Genomic DNA, 17,753 nt, shown 5'->3' with positions numbered 1-17,753 from the left:
ACGAACCCCGACGAGGAGACAGAGTAATCTGCTTTAAACACAGATATAGAATCGTTTGGAAAAGATAGAGGATTCTCAAGGACGGGTGTAAGTCACTCCGCCGAGTCGGTCGTTTTCCCCGACCCGAAGATACAACCTCGCTCGCGCCGCAGAAATTCCCATGCGTATTCAGCGTCTCGGCATCCACGAGTCCGTGAGTGCCGTCTTCCCGCCCGAGCGACTCCGCGACGCGCTGTCCGACACCGGCCTTGCCGTCCCGGTGGTCGGCGACGACGAACTCGGCGACTGCGACGCGCTCGTCACCTTCGCTCACTCCGAGGACGCGCTGGACGCCGGCCTCGACTGGATTCACTCGATTCAGGCGGGCTACGACCGCTTCCCGCTCGATGCCTTCGAGGAGGCCGGCGTCGCGCTGACCAACAGCACGGGCATCCACGACACCAGCGTCGGCGAGTTCGCGGTGGGCCTGATGCTGTCGTTCGCCCGGAGACTCCACACCTACGTCCGCGCTCAATCGGACCGCGAGTGGAGCCACCCCGCGTGGGACGAACCCTTCACCCTCGACGGCGAGGGCCTCTGTGTCGTCGGTCTGGGCACCCTCGGTCGCGGCATCGCCGAGCGCGCCGACGCGCTGGGGATGGAGGTCGTCGGCGTCCGGCGCTCGGGCGAGAAGACGCCTCACACCCGCGAAGTCTACACGCCCGACGAACTCCACGAGGCCGTCGCCGACGCTCGATTCGTCGCGCTGGCGGTTCCGCTGACCGACGAAACCGAGGAGCTAGTCGGTGCCGAGGAGTTCGCCGCCATGCGCGACGACGCCTATCTCGTCAACGTTGCCCGCGGGTCAGTCGTGGTAGAGGACGAACTGGTCACGGCGCTCCGCGAGGGGGAACTCGCGGGCGCTGGTCTCGACGTGTTCGAGGAAGAACCCCTGCCCGAGGACTCGCCGCTCTGGGAGATGGAGGAAGTCCTCGTGACTCCTCATCGCGCCGCGGCCGAGCGCGATTACTTCCGGCACATCGCGGAGTTGGTTCGGACGAACGTTTCGCGGGTGGAGAGTGGCGAGGAGATGGTGAATCGAGTGGTGTGAGGAGTCGTATCTAGAGAGCCGAAACTAACGCGACTGCCTCGAAAGCTCTCGCGCCTCGCAGTCGCTGACGCGACCTATCCGACGCGCGCAGAACTGCGCGCGTCGGATAGGGCCGGGTCATCCGCGGTCGGGCGGCGTCATGCCGGCGTGGTCGTCGGCGTCTTGGACGCGCCACATCCTCGCCCGGAGGTTGTCGGGCATCGCGGGCACGCCGAGGTCGGCGAGGCGGTCCAACTCGTCGGGGGCGACCGGGAAAGTCCGGAGGTCCTTGTGGAGCGCAATCCCGGCGTAGGCACCGTCGCCGATGGCGATGGGCGTCTGGTTCTGGCCGTGAGTCACGTCGCCGACCGCGTAGGCCCCATCGACGCTGGTCTCGCGGTCGTCGTCCACCGCGATGGCACCGTCGTCACGGAGGTCGCACCCCAGTTCGGCGGCGAGTTCGGTGTTGAACTCCTTGCCATAGACCGCGAACCCGCCGCCGTACTCTCTGGTGTGGCCGTCGGCGAACTCCAAGCCGCCGAGCCAGTCGTCGGCCTCGCCGCCGTGGTCTGGGTCCTCGTCGGCGAAAGCATGGTCCACGCGGTCCGGGACGACCGAGACCGGATGGGATTCGACCTGCTCGGCCACGTCGTCGCTCCACGCCGGGTCCTCGTCGTTCAGCAGGAGGTCCACCTCGTCGGTGAAGTTCAAGAGCATCATCGCCATCCGGCCGGCGTGGTCGTCGTGGCCGAGGACGAACACGGGGTCGTCGCCGAGGGTGTAGGCGTCGCAGTGGAGACAGTAGTGGAGGCCCCGGCCGGTGAACTGCCGGAGACCCCGGACGTTCGGCGGCGTGTCGGTGAACCCGGTGGCGAACACCACGCGGTCGGACTGGAGGGCGACGTTCTCGCCCTCGACGCGAAACCGGGTGTCCTCGCTCTCGTTCTCGAACTCCGGGGCGTCGGCCTCGCGCTCGACCGCCTCGACGGCGCGCACGTCGTCCTGATAGTAGTCCGCGCCGTACTCCTCCAACTGGTCGATTGCGAGGTCGGTCACGTCGCGTCCCGAGGTCTCCTCGGAGACGCCGATGAGGTTGTGAACGAACGAGACCGACTCGTAGCGCCCGCCCTCGCGGTTGACCAGCGCGGTCCGGTGGCCGAGACGGGTCGCGTAGAGCGCCGTGGTGCGTCCCGCGGGTCCGCCACCGACGACGACGACCTCGTAGGCCGGAGTCTGAGCCATCGTAGGGACTACGAGCGGGAGGGTGTTCGGGCTTGGGGCCAGAATTTGGGGAGTAATGGAGATAGATATAATTGTTTTAGAAATAACTTTTGTTGTCTTTAGGAAATAATATTAATTCCATGAACGGCGCGCGCTGGCGCGGCCTCGTGCCGCGCCATCGTCGTGCGAGGGATGAGTAGCGCAGGTCGGAGCGAAGCGGAGACCGAGCAACGCAATCGGTTGGGGAGGGTGTGGCCCGCGGTTGCGGTGCGGAGCGGTGGTCGGATGAAAGGGCACGGCCGGTCGCGTTCACTTCAGTCGTCTGTGCAGGCCCTATTCGCGGCGGGCGGTGCTGAGAGCCGCGAATATCCTGCACAGCGACCGCGACCGGCCGTGGGCTTTCTACCTCGGCTTCATCGCGGTTGTTCCGTCGCTTCTTCGACTTCTCTCGAAGTGTAGCGACCGGTCGTGAGCTTTCTACCTCGACTTCGTCCCGGCCGCTTCGTCACTTCTGTAGCCTCCGACAAGGCGTCGAGACCTAGAACGACCGTCTCAATTCTCAAAATCAAACCCGATTCCGAAAACAGAACAGACGCCTAGGAGAAGAACTTGAACAGGTCGTCCCGCTTGGCCTCATGCAGGTGGTCCTTCACGGCCTCGTTCAGCGCATCGATGTTCCCGCGCTTGGCGCTAATCGGCGCAATCGTGTCCTGCCACTGCTTCCACGGCGGGTGCAGGCCCAACCGGTCGGCCAACTCGTCCAGACGCTCGTCCTCGTCGTCCACCTTGTCCATCTTGTTGACCGCGACGACGGTTGGAATGCCCACGTCCCGGAGGAAGTAGAACATCTCCACGTCGTAGGGCACCTCGTCCTCGCCCGAGTGGCGGTCGATGATGTCCACCGCGCTCTTGCCGTCCACCACGAGTACTCCGACCAGAATCTTGTCGGCGTTCTCCTCGATGTAGCGCACGATGTCGGTCTTGATTTGTTCGCGTTGCTCCTCGGGCACGCCGGACATGAAGCCGAACCCCGGCAGGTCCGACAGCACGAAGTCCTCGCTGGTCCAGTCGTAGTGGTTGGGCGAGCGCGTGACGCCGGGTTTCCCTCCGGTGTCGAAGGTGTGACCCGTAATCTCGCGCATCAGCGTGGACTTGCCGACGTTCGACCGGCCGACGAAGATGACCTCGGCGTCGCGGTCCGGGCGACTCTCGAACATACCCGTAGTAGCCCGCGACGGGGTTTAACGGGTGCGGTTCTGTGAAATCGGCCCCAGACCCCCGAGGAGTTCGCTCCGCCGTGTTCGTCCCCATGCCGCGGCTTATTTACCGCTTCCGTGCCTTCTGCAATCCATATGCGGCTCGTGCAGGTTTCGATTCCGGCGGGAAAGCGGGAGTTGGTCTCGAACGTCCTCGACGAGGAGGGCGTCGATTACATGCTGACCGACGAGACCAGCGGTCGTGAGTACACCGCTATCGCGTACTTTCCCTTGCCGACCGCGGCGGTCCAGCCGATTCTCGACAAGTTGGAGAACGCCGGCCTCGGCGAGGACCCACACGCGGTCATCATCGACGCGGAGACCGACACCTCCCGCCAGTACGAGGAGCTAGAGAAGCGATTCGCCGAGGAGAACGGCGAGACAGAGACCATCGCCCGCGAGGAGATACGGACCGAGGCCCGCGAGATGACCCCCGAGTTCCCGACCTTCGTGGCGATGACCATCATCAGTTCGGTGGTCGCCACCGCCGGGATGTTACTGGACTCCCCGGCGGTCGTGGTCGGGTCGATGGTCATCGCGCCGCTCATCGGCCCGGCGATGGGGGCGAGCGTCGGCACCGTCCTCGGCGACGCCCAACTGTTCCGCAGAGGAGTCAAATACCAGTTCATCGGCGGGTTCGCGGCTATCGCCTCGGCCACCCTGTTCTCCATCGGGGTACGGTACGGCTTCCTCGTGCCGCCGGGGACCGACATCCTGACCATCTCGCAGGTCAGCGGGAGACTGACCCCCGACTTCCTCTCGCTGGCGGTCGCACTCGGGGCGGGTGCGGCGGGGGTGTTGAGCCTCGCCTCGGGCGTCTCGGTCGCTATCGTGGGCGTCATGATTGCGGCGGCGCTCGTCCCGCCCGCCGCGGCGGTCGGCATCGCAATCGCGTGGCAACAGCCAATCGCGGCGGTGAGTTCGCTGGTCCTCGTGTTGGTCAACATCCTCTCCATCAACCTCGCGGGACTGGTCGTCCTCTGGTATCTCGACTACGGGCCGAAAAACTGGTTCCACCTCAGCAAAACTCGGTCGGCGCTGTTCAAGCGCGCCGCGGTCCTCGTGGTCTCCATCGCTGTCCTCTCGGTGTTCCTCGGCGGCGTGACCTTCACCACCATCCAGAACGCCCAGTTCCAGAACGAGGCCCACGACCAAGTTACGGAACTCGTCGGCCAGCAGGGAACCCCCTACGAGAACGCCAAACTGTTCGATATGACCTTCGAGCAGGCAGGCGGTCTCCCGTTCGACCAGTCCCAGACGGTCGTCGTCACCGTCGGACGCCCGCCCGGCGAGGAGTACCCGGACCTCGCCGACCGGGTGACCAGACGCATCCGCCGGAACGCCGACCACTCGGTCACCGTGCAGGTCAGGTACGTCGAGTACGAGAGCATCGACTCGCGGACCGCCCCGGCGACCAGTAACTCAAACCGGGATTTCAGTCATGCAGAACTTTTTGTCGGATAGCGTCGTAGCCGTGTTTGATGTCGAGGGGACTACTCGCAGTAGTGGGGGTTGCGCTCCTGTTGGTCACGGCCGGTTGCGCCGGCAGTTTCCCAGCGGCCACCGACGCGAGCGCGAAAGCACAAGGTACAGCGACTGAACAACCCGGCGAGCAGTCGGACCGGGGCGGCAAGACCATCAGCGTCTCGGCGTCCGGGCGGGCCGAGGCCGAACCCGACCAAGCAGTCCTCCGGGTCGCGGTCCTCGCCCGCGGAGACGACGCCAACGCGGTCCGCGAGCAACTCGCCCGGAACGCCAGCCAGATGCGCGAGGCCCTCCGGAGCGCGGGCATCGCCGACGACCAGATTCGGACGGTTCGGTACGCCATCGATCAAGAGTACCGCGAGGTGGACGGCGACCGAAGGCCCGTCGGGTTTCAGGGCGTTCACGCTTTCGAGATAACGCTGTCGAACGCGAGTCGGGCGGGAGCTATCATCGACGTGGCAGTGTCGAATGGAGCCAATCAAGTCGATAACGTCGAACTCACGCTGTCGGACGAGCGCAGACGCGAGGTCCGGGCCGACGCCCTCCGGGACGCGATGGAGAACGCCAGAGGCGACGCCGAAGTCATCGCCGAGAGCGCGAATCTGACCGTCGTGGGCGTCCACACCGCCTCGACCGGCGACGTGAGTTTCAGCCCCGTCAGAGCCGAGGCGCTGACTGCCGACGCCGCGGGGCAGGCCGGGACCAGCATCGAGTCGGGTCCCGTCACCGTCACCGCGCAGGTTCAGGTGACGTACAACGCGACGGGGTAGAACTCGCAGAACACTCCCGTTCGCGCCCCGAACCGGGCCTGAACCCTTTTCCATCGCAATACCGTGGATGACACGTGCGCTTAGTCCATCTCCTCGTCGCCGACGAGCGACGCGGGCCGGTCGTCCGCGCGCTGGTCGAGCGAGATATCGAGTACGTGGTCCTCGAAGACAGCGAGGACGACGTGCTGTTAGAGTTCCCGGTTCCGAGCGACGGCGTGGGCGACGTGATGAACGCGCTCCGGGAAGCGGGCGTCGAGGAGGAAAACTACACCGTCATGGGCAACGCCGAGACGGCTTCGACGCCGACGATGGAGACGCTGGAGAACCGATACGCCGACGACTTCGACCCGCTGACCCGGAAGGAACTCCGGTCGAAGACCCGCGACATGGCCCGCGACCGGTTCTCGTTCGTCTGGATGATTTTCCTCAGCGCCATCATCGCCACCGCCGGACTGCTGGTGGATTCGGCCGCGGTCGTTGTCGGGTCGATGGTCATCGCGCCGATGGTCGGACCGGTCCTCACCGCGAGCGTCGGTGCGGTGACGGGCGACCGGGAGATGCTGTACGACAGCATCCAGTTGCAGGCCATCGGTCTGGCGGTCGCAGTCGTGAGTTCTATCGCGTTCGGCTACCTGCTCAAATCGTTCTCGTTCGTCCCGCAGTTGCAGATTACCGCACTCGCCCAGATTAGCTCTCGCGTCGCGCCGAGTCTACTCACCGTCGCGGTCGGACTGGCCGCGGGGAGCGCCTCGGCGTTCGGCGTGACGACCAAGGGACCGACCTCGCTCATCGGCGTCATGATTGCCGCGGCGCTGATTCCGGCCGCCGCGACCACCGGCATCGCCACGATTTGGGGGTTCCCCGTCATCGCAATCGGGTCGCTGGTCCTGTTGCTCATCTCGGTCGTCTCCATCAACGTCTCGGCGTTCGTCACGCTCTGGTATCTGGGCTACCGACCCGACGGGTTCGACCGGAAACTCTGGGCGTTCGAGGACCGCCGAGAGGCCGCCAGTCTCGCGGTGTTCGCAATCGCCGTCCTCCTCGTCGTCGGATGGGCGGGATTCGCCACCTACCAGCAGGTCACGTATCAGCAGACCGTCAATCAGGAGGTCAGCTCGGTCCTCGACAACTCGGAGTACGCGAATCTGACCTACGTCGGGACCAACACCCAGTACGGATTCACCGGCAGTCGGTTCGAGTCCGAAACCGTCACCGTCACCATCAGTCGGACTTCGAGCCGTGAGTATCCGAATCTGGCGACCCGGCTTCAAAATCGAATCGACGCCGCGACGGCCCAGAACCCGTCGGTCCGGGTTCATTTCGTAGACTACCAAGTTGCGAACTCGACAGCAAGTGATAGAACAAGAGAGGGTAAGGAATAGTCTCTCCACACGAAATCATCTCCTCTAATTGTAATAATAGTAGTAAAACGGCTAAAGAAGACATATGTATTCTCGCCACAATAATTAACGTTTCTGCACTTATTGTGATAAAATCTCTAAAGGTGTGGGGACTGTCCTCGCGTCCTGACGGACTATTTTAATCTCGTGAATGAAAACGAACTGATAGCGTTTAGGAGAAGGTCTCTCGGCGTAGCTATCCGACGAGAGAGTCGCCTATCGATGTCCTGCTGGCGCGAGTCTCCTAACAACGGAGGCGCACGGGGCTTGGTAACCCTCGTGTTTTCGAGAAGGACAATGGACGCCAATCTTCAATCCGGCTCCCTTGGTATGGGAGTCATCGTCGGAGCAGAGTTGATAAGGACGGGTCTTCAGAACGGTAACCGTTGGGTTGCCGTTGCTGGCGTGACCATCTGCGGGTCGAGCTTGGTACTCGGCTTCGTGGTAGCGCACACCCGTTCGAGACAAGCCGACCGCTCGAAAGACGCGAAAGCGAAGTAGGGCGTGGCGGCACCGCTCTCGTGAGCGGCACAACTCTCAAACTGTGTAATTTTTCTGTACGTGAGTGAGAAAGTCCATTTCTGTCTAGAAATCTACGTCTCCCGGTTTGGCGAGTTCAAAAGGATGGACGCCAACCGTCATCACGACCGGTGGTAAATCGGTCGTTCATTCGTCGGACAGTCGGTGGTAAGGCGACTGTTTCCGGTTGGGTTATGTTATATGGTACTCACCCTTGGACAACCCAGCAAACACTCTCGTTGTCCATTCCAATGTAACGCTGTTACATAAGTAAGCTTTACGGTGGGTTAAAATCAGTAGATGATACGCTAGAGAGGCTCTCAAAGGCCTATTTTAAATATTTCAAAGAGGGTATTATTGTGAGAAAGTTGCGAATTTGGGAGGAGTGAAGGCCAGTTCCAGTGTCGGATGTGCTATCGTTAGTTTTGTTCGTCGTCGAACGGCAGTTCGGGTTCGTACCCCACCGCCTCGACCGCCGTATCCAGCACTTCGTCCACGTTCTCGTCGTTTTCGACGCTCATGTAGGCGTCGGCCTCCACGTCGGTCGAGAGGTCCGACTTGTTGCAGACCGTCAGCACCGGCACGTCGGCGAACCGCTCGGCGAGGGCGTCCCGAAGTTCTAGCTGGTCCTCCAGCGGGTAGCCGCAGTAACCGCTGGCGTCCACGACGAACAGGATGGCGTCCGCGAGGTGGGTCAGCGCCGAGACCGCCTGATTCTCGATGTCGTTGCGCTCGTCCTCGGGGCGGTCCAGCAGACCGGGCGTGTCCACGATTTGGTAGCGAATGCGCTGGTGGTCGAAGTGGCCCACACGGACGCCCTTGGTCGTGAAGGGGTACTCCGCGATTTCGTTCCGGGCGTTCGTGACCTCGTTGACGAACGAGGACTTCCCCACGTTGGGGTAGCCCGCGACCACGATGGTCGGTTCGTCGGGGTCGATTTCGGGGAGTCGCCGCAGGTCTTGGTGGGCTTGGCCCACGCGATTCAGGTCGTCGGAGACCTCCTCCACGATGTCGGCGAGGCGGGCGAAGCCCTGCTTGCGAATCTTGCGGTCCGCGTCGGCGTCGCCGGTCAGTTTGCCCTGATACTCCCGGCCGATGCTGTGGGTCTTTCGACTGGCCCACTGGATTTCGGACAGGCTCTGGCGCAGTTCGTCCACGTCCACGATAGCGTCGGCAAGTTCGTAGTAGAAGGGGTGAACCTCGTCGAAGTCGGGCCACTCCGCCGCGACGTTCTGCATGTTGTCGCTCAGGATGTTCGACGCCGTCTGGAGCATCGACTGCTGGGCCTCTGCGCCGCTCTTGGCGCGTCCGGCCCGCGCAGACCGCGAGAAGGCCTTGTCGATGAGTTCCTCCGACGTTGGTGTCGTCGGCAGGTTCTCGAAAATCATAGGGATAGATACGGTCTCGCGGGCTTAAAAGGGCGTCCATACGAGGCTGAGAGCAGTGGGACTCGACTCGCCGCGTTCCGACCACCTATCTCTAAGTACCACTCTGTTTTACCACTGGATAAATGAGCGACGAAAGCCGACCGACAACCACGCAGACCCGAATACCGGCACCTGTCGAGAAACCCGTCGCGCTCACCGTCGCGGGGAGCGATTCGGGCGGCGGCGCGGGCGTCCAAGCCGACTGCAAGACCATCGAGGCCCACGGCGCGTTCGGAACCAGCGCCGTGACGGCCGTGACTGCCCAGAACACCAGCGGAGTCGAGTCCACGCACGTCCTCCCCGCCGAGGAAGTGTCAGCCCAAATCGACGCCGTGACCGACGACTTCGACGTGCGCGCCGCCAAAACCGGGATGCTCGCCACCGCGGAAATCGTCCGGACCGTTGCCGACCGCGCTGGGGAGGCCGACTTCCCGGTCGTCGTGGACCCCGTGATGGTCGCCGCGTCGGGCGACCGTCTCCTCGAACCCGCGGCCGAGAAGGCTTACGAGGACTTACTCGCCGAGGCCGCGCTCGTGACGCCAAACGCCGACGAGGCGGAGGTCCTGACCGGCGTCGAAATCGACAGCAAAGAGACCGCCATCACAGCGGGCGAGGAGTTGCTGGCGATGGGCGCGGACGCCGCCCTCCTGAAGGGCGGGCACGTCCCCGGCGATGCGGTACAGGACGTGCTGGTGACTGAATCCGAGGCCCGAACCTTCCGGCACCCGCGCGTCGAGACCGAGGCCACCCACGGGTCGGGATGCGCGCTCTCGGCCGCCATCGCGGCGCTCCTCTCGCGGGGGTACAATCTAAATAATGCGGTCGAAGCGAGCGCGGCGTTCATGGAGCGCGCGGTCCGGTACCACCTCGACGTCGGCGAGGGACCGGGCGCAGTCCACCACTCTGCCGGGATTCGGAACCGCCAAGCCCGCGAACCCACTGCCGAGGAGGTCCGCGAAGTCGTCCAGAAATTCGCGGCCGAGGACGTGTCCGGCCTCGTGCCGGAGGTGGGGATGAACGTCGTCGGCGCGACCCCCTACGCCGAGGAGACCGGCGAAACCGCCGCGGTCGAGGGCCGAATCACCCGAACCTTCTCGGGCGTCAAACCCAACCGGGGCGTCCGCTTCGGTGCGTCGAGTCACGTCGCGCGCTTCCTGCTGTCGTGCCGCGAGTTCGACCCCGACCTGCGATTCGCCGCGAATTGTCGGTTCGACTCGGACGTGGAGTCCGCGCTGGAGTCGCTGGACTGGCCGGTCGCGGAGTACGACAGAGGTGCGGAGCCTGACGACGTGAAAGCGCAGGAAGGCTCTACGATGCAGTGGGGCGCGCGACAGGCGTTCGAGTCGGTCGAAGGCACGCCGGTCGCAGTACTGGACCGCGGCGAGGTCGGCAAGGAGGCGATAGTGAAACTGACGGCAGAGAGTGGGGACGAGTTGGTCGAGCGAGTGTTGGCGTTGTTGGACGCGCTCTAAGGGTCCGTCGGGTCGTCTATCCAGTTATAACACCGGAACTCGTCGCTGTCGGCTTCGCCGGTCAGGGCCTCGATGGGGACGAACCCCTTGCCACCGCGCGCGCCGACCTTCTCGCCCTCCGGGTCGTCGGCGACGAACATCGCCTTGGCCCGCATCTGAAGCGTGACCTCGAAGTCGCCGACGCCCTCGTCGTCGGGGTCGAAGGACATCTCTGCGCCCTCGGGAGCGACCCCGAGCGTGACGTAGCCCTCGGGCGATTCGACTGCGATGTCGTGGCTGGCGAGGCCCCCGGCGAGGTCCTCGACCCACTCGCGTAACTCCTCGCGGTCGAGGTCGGTTTGGAGGTCGAAGCCCCCATCGTCGGCGATTTCGCCCTCCTCGAAGACGAACTCGGGGTACTGGAGGTCCTCGGGTGGCAGTCCGTGGTCGTGGTCCTCCTCGGCGTGGTCGTCGCTCATACTGTCTGGCGCTCGCTTCGACCGCATTATCCTTGCGGGTTCGGGTCGAAGTCAGAGCATGACCGATTCGGAGGACCCCGACCTCTCAAACCTCGTGGCCGACCTGCACGCCGAACTCGAAGCGACCGCAGAGCGACCGGTCGAGGCCCGCGCGAGTCAATGGCTCGGCGAGGCCGAGGCGGTCGCCGGGGATGCAGTCGGGCAAGACGTTCCCGATGCGGTGGTCGAGAAGCGTGTCGGACAGGTCCGGATGTTGCTGTCGAATGTCGAGGAGACCGGCGACGAAACTGCGGACGAACACGTCGCCTCGGCCCGTGAACTGGTCGAAGAAATAGAGGCGCACCTCTAAGCCTGCATCATCTCGCGGCAGGACTCGGCGCAGGCCTCCACCACGTCGGCGCAGACCTGACAGTGGTCGTGGTCGTGGCGGCGACACTCCTCGGCGCACTCCTCGGCCGCCCCGGCGGTGGCCTCGGCGAGTTCGTCGCTGTAGTTGGAACTGCGCGCCATGAACCGGGCGTGGTCGCTGGCGAGGTCTGCCACGTCCCGGCAGAGTCGGATGCACTTGGACATGTCCATGTCCTCGTCGAGGCACTGGTCGGCGCACCACTCACAGGCCTGTACTGCTTCGAGGCAGTTGTCCAAGCAGTTCTCCTCGGTGTCACTCAGGTCGAGTTCTGAGAGTGCCATCGCAGAGGGAACACGACGACCATCGGAAAACCGGTTGTGGCCGTGTCAGGTTCCTGTCGCGGTCAGACTCAGGCCCCCATCTCCGACCCCATCTTGGCGGGGTTCATCATTCCCTCCTTGACCCCGAACTGGATGAGGAGAAGGTTGACCGGATACGCCGCCAGCAGACCCATCGTGAGCGAGAACACGAGGGCGGACCAGAACAGCACGTCTCCGATTCCGGCCTCGCCTGCGAGCCAGATGTCGGTGCTGATAGCGACGATTTCCATCACGGTGATGCTCGCCGTTTCGGAGTAGAAGGCGTCCCAGAGGGCTTCCGTCAGGCCGACGCCCTCCTGCATCAGCGGACCGACCGTCAGCAGGTAGCCGAAGAAGTACGCCAGCGCGAAGGTGAGGACGATGGTTCCGGTCGTCTTGAACGCCAACAGACCGACCGCGACCGAGAAGCCCAGCACCTCGCCGGTGCCACACCCCGAGTAGCAGTGGCTGACCGACCGGAAGGCCTTGCGCCACAGCGAGTCGTGGTCGATTTGGGTCCGTCCGGAGTACCAGTAGCCCGCGAGGCCCAGCGGACCGGAGTACAGTACCGTGAAGCCCCAGACGAACTTCATGAGGCTCTTTAGCTTGGCGTTGTTCCGCCAGAGGTCCCAGACGAGGACGCCGAGCGAGACAGCGACCACAATCCCCCACGCGACCAGAAACGTCGGATTCGTCAGGACGTTCTGTAGCGTCTGCTGGATTCCCATGCGGGAACGTAGGACCGTGAGGTTTTACGGTATTTTGGCTAGTCCGCAATTTCGCCGCGCCGGGCGGCGTCGCCGGAAAGAACGACGCGCCACCGGAATCGGGACGACCGCTCGCCGAAGATGCGCTTTAGTTTCGAAGTCGAACCCCGGCATCACCGCCGGGAATCTAAGTGGAAAGTCGGAAAAAGGACGCTCCCCTACGAACGAACATGGCGAAAGAGATTACCGTCGAAGGCATGAGCTGTGGCGGCTGTGAGGAGAACGTCGAGAACGCCCTGCGCGACCTGCCGGGCGTCGAAGACGCCGAGGCCGACAACGAGTCCGACAGCGTGACCGTCGAAGGCGACGCCTCGGAGGAGGACATCGTGACGACCATCGAGGACGCCGGGTACACGCCCAAGGCGTAATCTCGGCGGACGAGCGTGGCTTAGCTCTCGTCCTCGAAGTACGGAACAATGTCGTCGGCGAACGACTGGAGTTGCACTTCGTGTTCTTCGCGCGTCATCCCCGCGATATTGAACGCCGGGATGAGAATGAGGTCCTCGTAGTCGCAGGTTTCGGCGAACTGGGCGACTGCATCGAGTATCTCGTCGGTGTCGCCCACGATGGGCGCGTCGTACTGCTCGATAAGTGACTCGGCGTCGATTTCGATACGCTCGGCTTTCTTGGGGGGACTCGTGGCTTTGCTCAAACTCTGCTGGAACTCTTGACCGAGTTTCCAGTGTTCGGTCGCCTCGTCCGTCGCAACTTCGGTGTTGAACACCTCGAAGATGGCGGCGACTCCTCGGCCACGGTCGGCGTCCCAACCGAACTTGAACGGCGTCCCGTCGTAATCCGGGCGGTGGTCGGGCCACCCGGCGTCTTCGGCCGCCTCGTAGTAGGTTTCGATTCGTTCGCTCACGTTGTCGAACATCGTACAGAAGGTGCAGGCGTTGATGCCACGACGGGCCGCCCACTCCATCGAACCGGGCGACACCGCGGGCTTCCAGAGTTGCGGGTGGGGTCGTTGCTGAGTATCCGGCGAGACGAACAGCGAGTCCAGCGTGGTCGTCCCGGCGTCGTCGTCGAAGTACTCCTCGGGGTCGTGGTCCGACGCACCGTCGAGAAAGAGACGTTCGAGGTCGTTGTCCCACTGGGTGTACTTCGGCGGCACCGAGTGAAAACGCCCCTCGTGAGCGACGAAATCGTCGGTCCACGCGGCGAGAATGATGTCGAGTTTCTCCTCGAAGGACTGTCGGTTCTGGGTCTCGTTCTGGACCGACCCGCCCCAGTACTGTCCGAGCGTCGCGGCTTCGACTCCTTTCGAGCCACGTCCGACGCCCACTTCTGCTCGGCCGTCGCTCAAAATATCGAGCATAGCAACCTGTTCGGCCAGTCGAACCGGGTCCTGCCACGGCAGGATGTTGGCCATCTGTAACAACCGAATGTCCTCGGTCTGTTGTGCAATCGCAGTCTGGGTCAACACGGGGTTGGGCGACAGCGGTCCCGAGAGCGGAAAGTGGTGTTCTGGATGCACCGCATAGTCGTATCCGAGGCGTTCGGCCGTCACCGCTACCTCGACCTGTTCCCGTATCTGCTGTCGGTGGCGTCGCCGCAACTCCGCGACCGACACGTCCGGGACCACGTAACCGTTCTGCAACTTTTTGAAGGAGAAGTTAGAGGTTCCTTCGTCAGAGAACCCTATTTGGACCATTGTTACTTTATTCTAGTTATGGATACTAAAACTTATTGTATTTTATGTAATTACAAAAAGCTGTTAGATGGGTGGCGATGGGGCAGTTCCACCTCCGACGTGAAATCGACATACAGTAAAATTCTTTACTTGAATGGGTGTTGGTTCTACCATGAATAGGAGAGTATTTTTCGGCGGTGTCGGGGCCAGCGTCGTCGGGCTTCTTTCGGGATGCACCTCCTCGAAACTGAGTTTTGGAAGCGAACGACGCAGTGACAGTCTGAGCTACGATGTCGAATCCGGAACTCGATTGGCGATTCGTAACCGGAACGGGTCAGTGACAGTCGAGGGACACGACGGAGATACTGTCGAAGTCGATGTCGAAATCAGCGGTAACTCCTCAGAGGCAGTGCAGGCAGTCTCCATAGCCGATACCCGGACTAACGGAACGCTCGAATTAGAAACTACCTACGGCGACATCGGCGACCAACCAGAACCAAGCGTCGAGTACACCGTCCAATGTCCGAAAGCGGTTCAGGTCGGAATGGTACGGACGAGAAACGGGTCGGTCGAAGTCACCCAAGTCACGGGCGACGCGGAACTCCGAAGTGAGAACGGAAGCCTGACCGCCGAGGAGGTAAGCGGAACGGTCTCACTAACCACGAAAAGCGGAACGGTAACTGCCCGAGCAGTGGATGGTCTCGCCGGAGCGAAGACGCTCGACGGGTCGATAGCCCTCGACGTACCGTCGATACCCGGCAATACGACAGTCACGACTGCTAACGGGAGCATCGACGCGGCAGTGGCGAGTAGTCTCGACGCCGAAGTATTCGCGTCTACGACGAGCGGAACTATCGAACTACACGACTTAGAACTCTCGTCGGTGGATTCGTCGCAGACGAGTATTCACGGGTCGCTCGGTGACGGAAACTCCAAACTCACGTTCGAGACGACTAACGGAAGTATCGACCTCCGCTCACTTTCGGACTGAGGAGCGACCGATAGCAGGCAATCACTCTTTGTGGAATTACTCGGCGTCGGCCGAGTCGTTACTGTTCCAAACGTTGTACGTTCAATTCTACGATACATAGAAAGTTTTATTTATATTATTTCTAAATCACAAAGATGGTTGATAATTAATGCCCGGAGCAGTATTCATCGAAGGAGAACTCCTCGAACTTCGAACGGTCGAGAAAGAGGACATAGAGTTCCTCCAGCGGGGTCGGAACCACCCGGAGCTACGGAAGTTCATCACGGACACTCCACTGAACGGGGTCGAAACCGAACAGTACTTCGAGGCTGTCGATAGCGACTCCGACAGCGTCAATCTACTGATGGTTCCGAAAGAAGGCGAGTTCGCCGGTGAACCTGTCGGCTATATTCAGGTGTATCCCATCGACTGGACCCACGGCGACGCCGACATCGGCTTCTGGGTGCTTCCCAAGGCTCAGCGCAACCGATACGCCACGGACGCGACGCTTCACGTCGTCGCCCACGCCTTCGAACAACTGGGTCTCCATCGACTGACGTTCAAGACCGCCGAGGCCAACGAGGCACTCATCGAAGGGAACGAGGCGTTCGGACACTTCTTCAAGCCCGAGGGCGGGAAGCGAGAGCTGTACACCGTTGACGGCGAGCGCGTCGATCAGGTCCAGTTCGGCCTGCTCAAATCCGAGTGGGAAGGTCTGGAGACGATGCTCCACATCACCGGTCTCGACTGAGGAGGACCTTTTTTAGTAGTGGCCCATCACGCCGCGCCGTCGGGCCACGGCGACGAACTTGTTGAACACGACGTAGCCGAGGAGGGAGTAACCAACAGCGGTGCCGACGAGAATCAGTAACTCGCTCGTCGGGATTTCCCAGATGGTGTAGCCTTGTTCCATCACCAACTGGAGGAGATAGCTCCCCTGCGTGAGCGGGAGGTACTTCAGTAGCGGATACTTCTCGACCGGGGCGGCGACTAGTCCGAGGAACACGAACTGAACGAGATTGAATACGCTACTGATTCGCTTGTAGAGGACGGCACCACCGCCGAACGCGAACCCGAGTCCGAGAACCGAGACGATGGCTAACGCAGTTATCGGGGCCACACTGACCACGTTGATGGCGATTTGCTCGCCGGTCGTCAGGAGCATGGCGGCCAGCATCACGGCACCCCAGACGAAACTCACGAGAACCTGCACGATGGCGATTATGACCATCGTGCGGCCGAATCCGACCTGCGACATGTAGAGTTGTTCGAGGGTGCCCCAAGCGGCCTCCCGACTGAAGGTGAACGCGAGTTCGTTGTACGCCGTGAACGACATCGTGACGAGGAAGTAGCCGATGATGACCGCTCCGAGCGAGTCGTCGAACGCGTCGCCGCCGATAGTCCGACCGCCGAAGAAGATGAGCAAAAAGAACCCGTACAACGTCAGGAGATACGCCGCGGTGTTCACGCGGTATCGGTAGAGGAGCAACACTTCCTTTCGAAGGATACCGTAAAAGAGTCGGAGCGTCTTACGCATTCGTCTCACCGACCGGGACGGCCTGTGTTTCGTCTTGGTCCTCGGTTATGCGCAGATAGACCTCCTCGAAGTCTATCTGGGACGTTTGGATGTCGGTAATCGAAAGGCCGGCGTCGGCGAGGACGCCGAAAATATCGCGCAAATCACTACTGTCTGTCATCGAGACCTCGATTCGGGTCCGGCCACGAATCTCCGACCACGAACTGTCTGGCGAACAGTCTCGAACGGCCGACTTGACCGTTTCCGGAACGTCCTCCTCGATGGTTATCTCGACTTCCTGACTCCGGAACAGGTCAACGAGGCTATCGACCGAGTCGTCGGCGACGATTCGGCCATCGTCGAGGATGACAACCCGGTCGCAGATGTCTTCGATAACGTCCATGTCGTGACTCGACACCAGAACCGTCATCTCGTCTCGTTTGACGAGTCGGCCGATTTCGTCCCGGAGTTCGAGCGAACTTCCGACATCGAGACCCAGTGTCGGTTCGTCCAAGAACACCACGTCAGGCTTTCGAGCCAAGACGCTGGCTAACGACACTTTCTGCTTCATGCCGCGGGAGAGTTCGTTGACGATGGTGTCGGCTTTGTCTGCGATGCCTAACTGTTCGAGGAGTCTGTCGTGTCGGTCCCGCTGTTCGGTGGGGTCGAGTCCACCGAGTCGGGCGAAGAAGTCGAGATTCTCCCGAACAGTGAGTCGCCAGTAGATGTTGCGCGCGCCTTCGAGAACTGCCCCGACGTGTTCGAAGGCCTGCTTCGGGTGGCGGTGAACGTCAGTCCCAGCGATGGATACCGTTCCCGCGGTCGGTTCGATGAGGCCGAGCATCATCTTGATAGTGGTCGTTTTCCCGGCCCCGTTGTGGCCGAGCAGTCCGACGACCGTGCCAGCGCCGACTTCGAGCGACACGTCGTCGACGGCAGTTACTCCCGACTCGCCGCTCCCGTACTCTTTTCGTATATCCCGGACCGAGAGGATGGGGTCTGAAATCCCACCCGACCGAGACTGCGAGACGTTTTCTGTCATCGACTCGTCTCAATCTCCTCTTAGTATATCGGACTGACTT

Annotated in this window: 18 protein-coding genes; 9 read left to right on the top strand and 9 right to left on the bottom strand. The window is 62.2% G+C overall.

Annotated elements, in window-relative coordinates; all coding sequences use genetic code 11:
* The first annotated feature begins 160 nt into the window (after positions 1 to 160).
* A complete protein-coding gene (gene ddh / locus P2T57_RS14475; protein WP_276299923.1) occupies positions 161 to 1,090 on the top strand; it encodes a D-2-hydroxyacid dehydrogenase in 930 nt (309 codons plus the stop codon).
* A gap of 117 nt (positions 1,091 to 1,207) precedes the next feature.
* Here the strand turns inward: ddh and P2T57_RS14470 are convergent, their stop codons facing one another.
* Together P2T57_RS14470 and engB are read right to left on the bottom strand one after the other, a co-directional pair.
* Positions 1,208 to 2,311, bottom strand: a complete 1,104-nt coding sequence (locus tag P2T57_RS14470) for an NAD(P)/FAD-dependent oxidoreductase (protein ID WP_276299922.1) — start codon at positions 2,309 to 2,311, stop codon at positions 1,208 to 1,210.
* 575 nt (positions 2,312 to 2,886) lie between these two features.
* Positions 2,887 to 3,507 (bottom strand): GTP-binding protein EngB, encoded by a 621-nt coding sequence (gene engB, locus P2T57_RS14465; protein ID WP_276299921.1) that lies wholly within the window; start codon positions 3,505 to 3,507, stop codon positions 2,887 to 2,889.
* Positions 3,508 to 3,642: 135 nt separating this feature from the next.
* On the opposite strand from engB, the gene P2T57_RS14460 reads away from it, so the two are divergent.
* The 3 genes from P2T57_RS14460 (at position 3,643) to P2T57_RS14450 (ending at position 7,183) form a co-directional block, all read left to right on the top strand.
* The gene (locus tag P2T57_RS14460) at positions 3,643 to 5,010 is read left to right on the top strand and encodes a TIGR00341 family protein (RefSeq protein ID WP_276299920.1); all 1,368 of its coding nucleotides are present in this window, start codon (positions 3,643 to 3,645) and stop codon (positions 5,008 to 5,010) included.
* A 17-nt stretch (positions 5,011 to 5,027) separates the two neighbouring features.
* Entirely contained in the window at positions 5,028 to 5,801 is a 774-nt protein-coding gene (locus tag P2T57_RS14455) for an SIMPL domain-containing protein (RefSeq protein WP_276299919.1), read from the top strand.
* 74 nt (positions 5,802 to 5,875) lie between these two features.
* The gene (locus P2T57_RS14450) at positions 5,876 to 7,183 is read left to right on the top strand and encodes a TIGR00341 family protein (RefSeq protein WP_276299918.1); all 1,308 of its coding nucleotides are present in this window, start codon (positions 5,876 to 5,878) and stop codon (positions 7,181 to 7,183) included.
* A 956-nt stretch (positions 7,184 to 8,139) separates the two neighbouring features.
* Here P2T57_RS14450 and P2T57_RS14445 read toward each other — a convergent pair.
* Positions 8,140 to 9,108, bottom strand: coding sequence for an NOG1 family protein (locus P2T57_RS14445; RefSeq protein ID WP_276299917.1), 969 nt, complete (start codon positions 9,106 to 9,108; stop codon positions 8,140 to 8,142).
* A gap of 122 nt (positions 9,109 to 9,230) precedes the next feature.
* Here P2T57_RS14445 and thiD point away from each other — a divergent pair, with 122 nt between their 5' ends.
* Positions 9,231 to 10,619: a bifunctional hydroxymethylpyrimidine kinase/phosphomethylpyrimidine kinase gene (thiD, locus tag P2T57_RS14440; RefSeq protein WP_276299916.1), complete on the top strand. Its 1,389-nt coding sequence runs from the start codon at positions 9,231 to 9,233 to the stop codon at positions 10,617 to 10,619.
* Here the strand turns inward: thiD and P2T57_RS14435 are convergent.
* A complete protein-coding gene (locus P2T57_RS14435) occupies positions 10,616 to 11,077 on the bottom strand; it encodes a hypothetical protein (protein WP_276299915.1) in 462 nt (153 codons plus the stop codon). The two genes, thiD and P2T57_RS14435, sit on opposite strands and share 4 nt — an antisense overlap.
* A 58-nt stretch (positions 11,078 to 11,135) precedes the next feature.
* On the opposite strand from P2T57_RS14435, the gene P2T57_RS14430 reads away from it, so the two are divergent.
* Complete coding sequence (locus P2T57_RS14430) at positions 11,136 to 11,426, top strand: DUF8152 family protein (protein ID WP_276299914.1); 291 nt, start codon at positions 11,136 to 11,138, stop codon at positions 11,424 to 11,426.
* Here the strand turns inward: P2T57_RS14430 and P2T57_RS14425 are convergent.
* Together P2T57_RS14425 and P2T57_RS14420 are read right to left on the bottom strand one after the other, a co-directional pair.
* Positions 11,423 to 11,767, bottom strand: coding sequence for a four-helix bundle copper-binding protein (locus P2T57_RS14425; RefSeq protein ID WP_276299913.1), 345 nt, complete (start codon positions 11,765 to 11,767; stop codon positions 11,423 to 11,425). The two genes, P2T57_RS14430 and P2T57_RS14425, sit on opposite strands and share 4 nt — an antisense overlap.
* Positions 11,768 to 11,835: 68 nt before the next feature.
* Positions 11,836 to 12,513 (bottom strand): DUF4396 domain-containing protein, encoded by a 678-nt coding sequence (locus P2T57_RS14420; protein ID WP_276299912.1) that lies wholly within the window; start codon positions 12,511 to 12,513, stop codon positions 11,836 to 11,838.
* Between the two features lie 209 nt (positions 12,514 to 12,722).
* Here P2T57_RS14420 and P2T57_RS14415 point away from each other — a divergent pair, with 209 nt between their 5' ends.
* Positions 12,723 to 12,920: a heavy-metal-associated domain-containing protein gene (locus P2T57_RS14415; protein WP_276299911.1), complete on the top strand. Its 198-nt coding sequence runs from the start codon at positions 12,723 to 12,725 to the stop codon at positions 12,918 to 12,920.
* 20 nt (positions 12,921 to 12,940) lie between these two features.
* On the opposite strand, the gene P2T57_RS14410 is transcribed toward P2T57_RS14415, so the two are convergent.
* Complete coding sequence (locus P2T57_RS14410; RefSeq protein WP_276299910.1) at positions 12,941 to 14,206, bottom strand: LLM class flavin-dependent oxidoreductase; 1,266 nt, start codon at positions 14,204 to 14,206, stop codon at positions 12,941 to 12,943.
* Between the two features lie 151 nt (positions 14,207 to 14,357).
* Here P2T57_RS14410 and P2T57_RS14405 point away from each other — a divergent pair, with 151 nt between their 5' ends.
* Both P2T57_RS14405 and P2T57_RS14400 read left to right on the top strand, forming a co-directional pair.
* Positions 14,358 to 15,176: a DUF4097 family beta strand repeat-containing protein gene (locus P2T57_RS14405; protein WP_276299909.1), complete on the top strand. Its 819-nt coding sequence runs from the start codon at positions 14,358 to 14,360 to the stop codon at positions 15,174 to 15,176.
* Between the two features lie 148 nt (positions 15,177 to 15,324).
* A complete protein-coding gene (locus P2T57_RS14400; protein WP_276299908.1) occupies positions 15,325 to 15,906 on the top strand; it encodes a GNAT family N-acetyltransferase in 582 nt (193 codons plus the stop codon).
* A gap of 12 nt (positions 15,907 to 15,918) precedes the next feature.
* On the opposite strand, the gene P2T57_RS14395 is transcribed toward P2T57_RS14400, so the two are convergent.
* The gene (locus tag P2T57_RS14395; protein ID WP_276299907.1) at positions 15,919 to 16,692 is read right to left on the bottom strand and encodes an ABC transporter permease; all 774 of its coding nucleotides are present in this window, start codon (positions 16,690 to 16,692) and stop codon (positions 15,919 to 15,921) included.
* On the bottom strand, positions 16,685 to 17,713 hold the full coding sequence (locus P2T57_RS14390; RefSeq protein ID WP_276299906.1) for an ABC transporter ATP-binding protein: 1,029 nt from the start codon (positions 17,711 to 17,713) through the stop codon (positions 16,685 to 16,687). The genes P2T57_RS14395 and P2T57_RS14390 overlap by 8 nt, the downstream gene beginning before the upstream one ends.
* Positions 17,714 to 17,753 lie beyond the last annotated feature (40 nt).

It is taken from the genome of Halorussus lipolyticus (assembly GCF_029338375.1).
Lineage (GTDB): Archaea > Halobacteriota > Halobacteria > Halobacteriales > Haladaptataceae > Halorussus > Halorussus lipolyticus.
Note: the sequence above shows the minus strand (reverse complement) of the source record. Positions and strands in the feature narration are given on the sequence as shown.

Excerpts from the sequence above, each read along its gene's own strand:
- P2T57_RS14460 (WP_276299920.1), top strand. The coding sequence starts at position 3,643 with ATGCGGCTCGTGCAGGTTTCGATTCCGGCGGGAAAGCGGGAGTTGGTC.
- P2T57_RS14390 (WP_276299906.1), bottom strand. The coding sequence starts at position 17,713 with ATGACAGAAAACGTCTCGCAGTCTCGGTCGGGTGGGATTTCAGACCCC.
- P2T57_RS14425 (WP_276299913.1), bottom strand. The coding sequence starts at position 11,767 with ATGGCACTCTCAGAACTCGACCTGAGTGACACCGAGGAGAACTGCTTG.
- P2T57_RS14405 (WP_276299909.1), top strand. The coding sequence starts at position 14,358 with ATGAATAGGAGAGTATTTTTCGGCGGTGTCGGGGCCAGCGTCGTCGGG.
- P2T57_RS14395 (WP_276299907.1), bottom strand. The coding sequence starts at position 16,692 with ATGCGTAAGACGCTCCGACTCTTTTACGGTATCCTTCGAAAGGAAGTG.
- P2T57_RS14415 (WP_276299911.1), top strand. The coding sequence starts at position 12,723 with ATGGCGAAAGAGATTACCGTCGAAGGCATGAGCTGTGGCGGCTGTGAG.
- engB (WP_276299921.1), bottom strand. The coding sequence starts at position 3,507 with ATGTTCGAGAGTCGCCCGGACCGCGACGCCGAGGTCATCTTCGTCGGC.
- P2T57_RS14400 (WP_276299908.1), top strand. The coding sequence starts at position 15,325 with ATGCCCGGAGCAGTATTCATCGAAGGAGAACTCCTCGAACTTCGAACG.
- P2T57_RS14455 (WP_276299919.1), top strand. The coding sequence starts at position 5,028 with ATGTCGAGGGGACTACTCGCAGTAGTGGGGGTTGCGCTCCTGTTGGTC.
- P2T57_RS14410 (WP_276299910.1), bottom strand. The coding sequence starts at position 14,206 with ATGGTCCAAATAGGGTTCTCTGACGAAGGAACCTCTAACTTCTCCTTC.
- P2T57_RS14420 (WP_276299912.1), bottom strand. The coding sequence starts at position 12,513 with ATGGGAATCCAGCAGACGCTACAGAACGTCCTGACGAATCCGACGTTT.
- ddh (WP_276299923.1), top strand. The coding sequence starts at position 161 with ATGCGTATTCAGCGTCTCGGCATCCACGAGTCCGTGAGTGCCGTCTTC.
- P2T57_RS14435 (WP_276299915.1), bottom strand. The coding sequence starts at position 11,077 with ATGAGCGACGACCACGCCGAGGAGGACCACGACCACGGACTGCCACCC.
- P2T57_RS14430 (WP_276299914.1), top strand. The coding sequence starts at position 11,136 with ATGACCGATTCGGAGGACCCCGACCTCTCAAACCTCGTGGCCGACCTG.
- thiD (WP_276299916.1), top strand. The coding sequence starts at position 9,231 with ATGAGCGACGAAAGCCGACCGACAACCACGCAGACCCGAATACCGGCA.
- P2T57_RS14445 (WP_276299917.1), bottom strand. The coding sequence starts at position 9,108 with ATGATTTTCGAGAACCTGCCGACGACACCAACGTCGGAGGAACTCATC.
- P2T57_RS14470 (WP_276299922.1), bottom strand. The coding sequence starts at position 2,311 with ATGGCTCAGACTCCGGCCTACGAGGTCGTCGTCGTCGGTGGCGGACCC.